Annotated in this window: 7 protein-coding genes and 2 pseudogenes; 6 read left to right on the plus strand and 3 right to left on the minus strand. The window is 53.6% G+C overall.

Going from position 1 to position 5,137, the window contains the following annotated elements:
* The 4 genes and pseudogenes from G582_RS18250 to G582_RS17310 form a co-directional block, all read left to right on the plus strand.
* Positions 1–248: pseudogene (locus G582_RS18250) on the plus strand (IS91 family transposase); the annotation flags it as partial.
* A 275-nt stretch (positions 249–523) separates the two neighbouring features.
* Positions 524–871, plus strand: coding sequence for a LytS/YhcK type 5TM receptor domain-containing protein (locus G582_RS0113205; protein WP_028840221.1), 348 nt, complete (start codon positions 524–526; stop codon positions 869–871).
* 79 nt (positions 872–950) lie between these two features.
* Positions 951–1,403: a hypothetical protein gene (locus G582_RS18085; protein WP_156880535.1), complete on the plus strand. Its 453-nt coding sequence runs from the start codon at positions 951–953 to the stop codon at positions 1,401–1,403.
* 61 nt (positions 1,404–1,464) lie between these two features.
* The gene (locus G582_RS17310) at positions 1,465–2,445 is read left to right on the plus strand and encodes a hypothetical protein (protein WP_156880537.1); all 981 of its coding nucleotides are present in this window, start codon (positions 1,465–1,467) and stop codon (positions 2,443–2,445) included.
* A gap of 83 nt (positions 2,446–2,528) precedes the next feature.
* Here G582_RS17310 and G582_RS17730 read toward each other — a convergent pair whose 3' ends face one another.
* On the minus strand, positions 2,529–2,969 hold the full coding sequence (locus tag G582_RS17730) for a hypothetical protein (protein ID WP_083961225.1): 441 nt from the start codon (positions 2,967–2,969) through the stop codon (positions 2,529–2,531).
* Positions 2,966–3,796: a hypothetical protein gene (locus G582_RS18360; protein ID WP_211219384.1), complete on the minus strand. Its 831-nt coding sequence runs from the start codon at positions 3,794–3,796 to the stop codon at positions 2,966–2,968. Before G582_RS18360 ends, G582_RS17730 begins: the two co-directional genes overlap by 4 nt.
* Positions 3,797–4,018: 222 nt before the next feature.
* Between G582_RS18360 and G582_RS17735 the strand changes: the two genes are divergently transcribed.
* Positions 4,019–4,255: a helix-turn-helix domain-containing protein gene (locus tag G582_RS17735; RefSeq protein WP_425476554.1), complete on the plus strand. Its 237-nt coding sequence runs from the start codon at positions 4,019–4,021 to the stop codon at positions 4,253–4,255.
* Positions 4,256–4,284: 29 nt separating this feature from the next.
* Here G582_RS17735 and G582_RS16765 read toward each other — a convergent pair whose 3' ends face one another.
* On the minus strand, positions 4,285–4,731 hold the full coding sequence (locus G582_RS16765; protein ID WP_156880539.1) for a hypothetical protein: 447 nt from the start codon (positions 4,729–4,731) through the stop codon (positions 4,285–4,287).
* Positions 4,732–4,955: 224 nt separating this feature from the next.
* On the opposite strand from G582_RS16765, the pseudogene G582_RS17740 reads away from it, so the two are divergent.
* Positions 4,956–5,137 (plus strand): annotated as a pseudogene (locus G582_RS17740) (transposase); the annotation flags it as partial.

Below are 5,137 nucleotides of genomic sequence, written 5' to 3' on the forward strand. Positions count from 1 at the left end.
TCAGCGCCCACGACGAGCCGCGCAGCCCCGAGCAGAAGCGCCGTGCGATGAGCTGGGCGCAACGGCTCAAGCGGGTCTTTTCCATCGACATCACCACCTGCGCCCACTGCGGCGGCGCGGTACGGATCGTCGCCAGCATCGAGGAACCCACCGCCATCCGCGCCATCCTCGCCCACTTCGAGAAGCACGGCGCGCTGGAGCAAGCGCACTACCGGCCCGCAGCGCGCGCGCCGCCGCCGGCCGCGTGACGAGGTGCCGGCCACACAGCCGGCAGCCAAGCCAGAGTCCGATCCGATGCGGCCACGACCCCGCAGGGCTGCGCTCGGCCCTGTGCCGGGATTCGGTGAGAAATGGCTACGCACTGCGCCGTTGCGCGGCCCCGCGATGTCGAAAGCCGAAGTGCGAACCTCCGATCCGTACCCAAAACGACGCTTGCACGGCCGCTGCCTACCCGCCAGACTGGCCGAAAAGGGCGTTTGAATTTCCTATACCCCCGGAAGCCCATGTTCCTTGAACTGATCACATGTTCCTTGAACTGATCAAAGGCGTTGCACTGTTACTGGCGCTGTGCTTTTTGCACAGCGTCAACATCCGGCTCTGGCGGCAAAAGCCCCTGGTCGGGCAAATCGTTTCGGGCGTGCTGTTCGGCGGCATCTGCGTGGTGGGCATGTTGATGCCCCTGGTCTTGATGCCTGGCGTGATTTTTGACGCCCGCTCGGTGGTGCTGTGCATGGCCGGTCTGTTCGGTGGGCCGGTGGTCGCCATCATTGCCGGCACCCTGACCATGGCATGGCGCCTTTGGCTGGGCGGCGCTGGCATGGGGGTCGGTTTGCTGGTGGTGGTGATTTGCGTGTCGCTGGGGCTGCTGTAATATGCATATTCGGTTTGAAAGTCCCGTGCGATTCCACGTCTGCCGATAACAGCGGAACTATTTTTCAGAAAGAAACACTATGAAATTTATGAAAATATTGCTGCCATTGGTTTTTGTATTGGCATCAGCACCGAGCTTTGCTGTAGATGCAGCAATTACGAAGACAGCAAGTCCTGGTGTCATCATTGTGACGAATGGAGGAACTGGTCTTGCTCAGTTCAACATTCTCAGCGCCAATTTCCCTTCTGGGACACTTTCCAAGACCAAAACATTGCTTGGAATTGATTGGCAAACCACGTTGTACCCGAATAATCCTGGGGAAACAGTGCAACTGTGCTATTACCGTCCGTACAGTTCTACTGAGGTGGGATGCACCACGATTCTCAGAAATTCTTCCGGGACCGTATCCAATTTCAATACTCAGCCATTTGGGCCTGGCGCAAAAGTGATAATTCGTCACTTCGCTAATGGAGGCCCCCAACCAGCCTATCCGGCCGGTCAGGATACTGTGACATTTAGATATAGCTATTGATGGAAGCTCTGGCAGCTTTTTTAGGAGCCGGCCAGAGCAGGAGCAATCAAGGGGGTCAGCTATGAAAATCGATGATATCGTAACTGCATATGTGCAAAACGTTGGCATGCCAAGAAAAAACGAGGACTTGATAAATTCAAGCCACAAATCAGCCTCTGTAACCAGTACCGCAGAGTCCAACCAAAGCACCTCAGTGTCTTTGAGCGGTAGAGCAATCATGCTCTCGCGCCTGTTCGGCACACAAAATTCCAATACCGAACCACCTGTAGTGTCTGGGGTTAACGGAATGGACCTCAAGCACATCGGCATGAGCCCCCAAAATTTCCTGACCACGAGCGATCGTGCACTTCTATCAGACATGTATGAATACGCACAGCAGCAAGGCGCAGACCTCCAGAATGTGGATCAGTTGGCATACGCACTGGGTACTTACCGGCAGAGCAATGACGGGCGTTCCATGTCAAGCTTCAATGGGGGAAATAGCTTTGATTTAGAGGGGCATCAACTGACGGTTAGCTTTAACGAAAAAGATGCGGCGACCGCTGCCCGGATTCTGAATGGAGATGCAATCAACAGCACCAAGCTTGACCAGGGGTTTTTGCGCTACACCCTTGACCCCGGCTATGGGGCCCTAAGCAACACGAGCGACTTTGAGTTCATGGAACAAATGGTCATCAAGTTTTCGGACGTAGGTGCGAAGCAAATGTCGCTCCCCTCAAAGTTCTCGACTTTTTCTTATAGGGTAATTAACGAAAGTGCCGTCTTTACTGCCTCAAAGCAAATCTTGAACCCTAATCCAGCCTCCACGTTCAAGCCGCAAATAATCAACGACAACGGGAAGTGGATTGTTCTGGATCCAAGCGTGCTAGAAGATAATTTATTTGAGCAGGCTCTCACACAACAAAAAATGAAACTTACTACCAGCCAGAACGAAATGATCGTCAATACGCTCTTCGCCAACGATCACAAGGTATCAAAAAACAGCCAATTATTCGACGTACTCAAGCTGTTGAGCATACCCGGCACAACAAAGAAACCATGAAATCACAATTTGTGAGATACAACAAAGATATAAAACCCGGCAAAAACCACCGAGTTTTATATTCAGAATGACGACAAGATTGCCTATTTCATTACGAAATCGACCGTCCATGCATATGTAGTCAGGTTGGTAGAGGTAATGGTGGCGGTGCAGATCGCTCCGCCGCTAGCCGTCGCGGTCTTGTTCCATTTCGGGATTTTGTAGCCGCCGGGTTGCAGCGCATTGACGAAGGTTGTGCCGAACACGCATTCCTTGGAGCCGATTTTATAGCGGACGTTTGCATAGTTGACGTCCGGGCTGATCAGGCTGGTGACGGTATAGACATCGTTGGTTCCGGCAGGTCTTTTTGTTGTCGGCTTGGGTGAAGCATTTGCATAGGTGCTGGTTTCATTGCTGGTAACAATGGTGTAGGTTGCTTCTGCGGTAGCTTGGTTCTTGAAGGTAACCGTTACGGGCGGTCCTGCAATTGCTGCCGTGGCGGCAAAAATGGAGGTGGCGGCGAGCAACTTGGGCAACAATTTCATGTATTACTCCTTACGGTTGGTGATTCAGTGATGTTTTTCTTTTGGAAAAGCTCGTCGGTTTGCAGCGGGCTTTGCGCGAATAGCATTTCGATCAGGTTCATGGGGTTTTCGCTTTTCCCCTCCGCCTGGTGCGTGCGATAGTTGAAATCCCGGCTTATTTTTGACTCCAGATCGCTGGCATAATCTTTTGGATATTGCGCTTGCTCGATCGTGGGCAGCTCCTTGAAGTGGTCAAGGACGGAGCTGAAGAAATTGGTCATTTTCCCCGTCCGGTTATATTCATCCATGGCTTGGGCTGCGACTTTTACACGCCAAGCCTGTTCCCTATCATCCGATTCATAGTAAGCCGCTCTACGTTCATTGATGGTGTAGTTTCCGCTGTCGTCATAGATGATGTTGGACAGTTGTTCTCTCGACAGGCTACCAAAAGGGTTTTTCACCGATCTGCTGCCCCTGTCCGAGCTAGTGACGAATTCCGTTGCTTGCTTAGCTCTTGCTAACAACTCTGGATCGTCAGTCTTAGGAACCTCGTTGTTGTACTTGGCTTTGTTAGCTTGGTAGGCGTCACCAAGTATTTGATCTAGCAAAGAGTTCGCCTTGTCGGCCAATTCTGAACGGCTGAGCATTTTGTCCCGAGCCTCTGCGCGGCTGGCACTGTCCGCCAATTGGCTGGCTAGCGTGGAAATCGTCAGCGTGCCGCCGCCTTGGGTGCCTGATGCGCCCTGATTTTTCGATGTGTCAGAAACCTGACCGGTCGCCGAGGCCGCCTTGAGGCTCGACGTACCCCCTGTTTGGGCTGCGGAATACGAACCAACAGAGCTGATCATCATTTCCTCCCCGTGAGCCTAGAATTTATGTATCCAGTCTTATCTTAGCATCATGCTAAAAATGAACGGCAGATGTTTTCGCATCGAAACTCTCTGATGACCGGCGGCGTGCCTTCCAAGGACGTGACAAAGAACCTCGGCATATCCGTTCCGACGTTGTGCCGCTCGCACGCTTAGCGTGCTTTATTTTCCGTTTTCTGAAGCGACCCCTTCTTTCACGTCATGGCCAGCCTTGCCGAAATGGAACGCGAACTGATCGTCGAGCGTACCCGCGCCGGGCTAGATGTCGCTCGTCAGCTTGGGCGCAAAGGCGGTCGCAAGCCCAAGATGACCGATAGCAAGATTGAGTCAGCCAAAAAACTGCTGGCCAGCGGCGTGCCACCCAAGGATGTGGCAAAAAATCTTGGCGTGTCCGTTCCTACGCTTTACCGCTGGGTACCAGCTTCAACCCAAGTGTGAACCATGCGCACGGAGCCAGACGCGTTTGATCAGCCAGACACGGCCGCCAGTGAGTTGGCGAGGTTGTTCACCTTTTCCAAGTAGGCGATAGATGAAGTGTCGTCTGGTCGCAGACGCTTGGCCGCATCAAGCGTTGCACTGAGGTCGGCAATAAAATTCCGCTTCTCATCTGGGTTGGCGACGCTTTGCATCTGTGCGTTGAGTTCATCGGCATAGGGGGCGGTCAGATCGAGGCGCTGCTCGCCAGTGATGACGCCTGCGTCGTAGAGCTTGTTCGTCAGCGCCTTGAGTTCATTTTTTGAGATATTGCTCAGGTCTTGTCCCGCCATGATTTCGGTGGCGCGGGTCGCTCTCTCACCGGAGTAAACATCACTTGTTCCTGGGGCCGCAGCGGCTGAGGTTGCCGGAGTCGATACCTTGCTCGACGGCGTGTACGAGGCGGCGTTTTGTGTGGGCTGAAATCCTTGAATTTTCATGTGCGCTCCCTAAAGGCGTTGATGAATGCGCAACACCTCCAACTGCACGTTGCGCATCACGAAATCTACACCAAAAAAACCGTGCTGTTCATCGGAAAAAACAGACAAAGAAGCTGCATTGCAAACTTTGAGGCAACGCTTTCCATGCGTTCGTCCAATGCCTCGACGAGGCGGCATCAATGCACGCTTAGCGTACGATTTTTTCCGTTTTCTGAAGCGACCCCTCTCTGGACGCCGACGCCGGCAAGGTCGGCGGCTTCTCGCTGCATGCCGGCGTGGCCGCGGAAGCACACGAAAGCCACAAGCTGGTGAGCTGTGCCGCTACATCACGCGCCCGGCGATCAGCGAGCAGCGGCTGTCGATCTCACCGCAGGGCAGGGTGCGGTACGAACTCAAGACCCCGTGG

Origin of the sequence: Thermomonas fusca DSM 15424, assembly GCF_000423885.1 — a bacterium.
Taxonomy (GTDB): Bacteria; Pseudomonadota; Gammaproteobacteria; order Xanthomonadales; family Xanthomonadaceae; genus Thermomonas; species Thermomonas fusca.

Excerpts from the sequence above, each read along its gene's own strand:
- G582_RS0113205 (WP_028840221.1), top strand. The coding sequence starts at position 524 with ATGTTCCTTGAACTGATCAAAGGCGTTGCACTGTTACTGGCGCTGTGC.
- G582_RS18085 (WP_156880535.1), top strand. The coding sequence starts at position 951 with ATGAAATTTATGAAAATATTGCTGCCATTGGTTTTTGTATTGGCATCA.
- G582_RS17310 (WP_156880537.1), top strand. The coding sequence starts at position 1,465 with ATGAAAATCGATGATATCGTAACTGCATATGTGCAAAACGTTGGCATG.
- G582_RS17730 (WP_083961225.1), bottom strand. The coding sequence starts at position 2,969 with ATGAAATTGTTGCCCAAGTTGCTCGCCGCCACCTCCATTTTTGCCGCC.
- G582_RS18360 (WP_211219384.1), bottom strand. The coding sequence starts at position 3,796 with ATGATCAGCTCTGTTGGTTCGTATTCCGCAGCCCAAACAGGGGGTACG.
- G582_RS17735 (WP_425476554.1), top strand. The coding sequence starts at position 4,019 with ATGGCCAGCCTTGCCGAAATGGAACGCGAACTGATCGTCGAGCGTACC.
- G582_RS16765 (WP_156880539.1), bottom strand. The coding sequence starts at position 4,731 with ATGAAAATTCAAGGATTTCAGCCCACACAAAACGCCGCCTCGTACACG.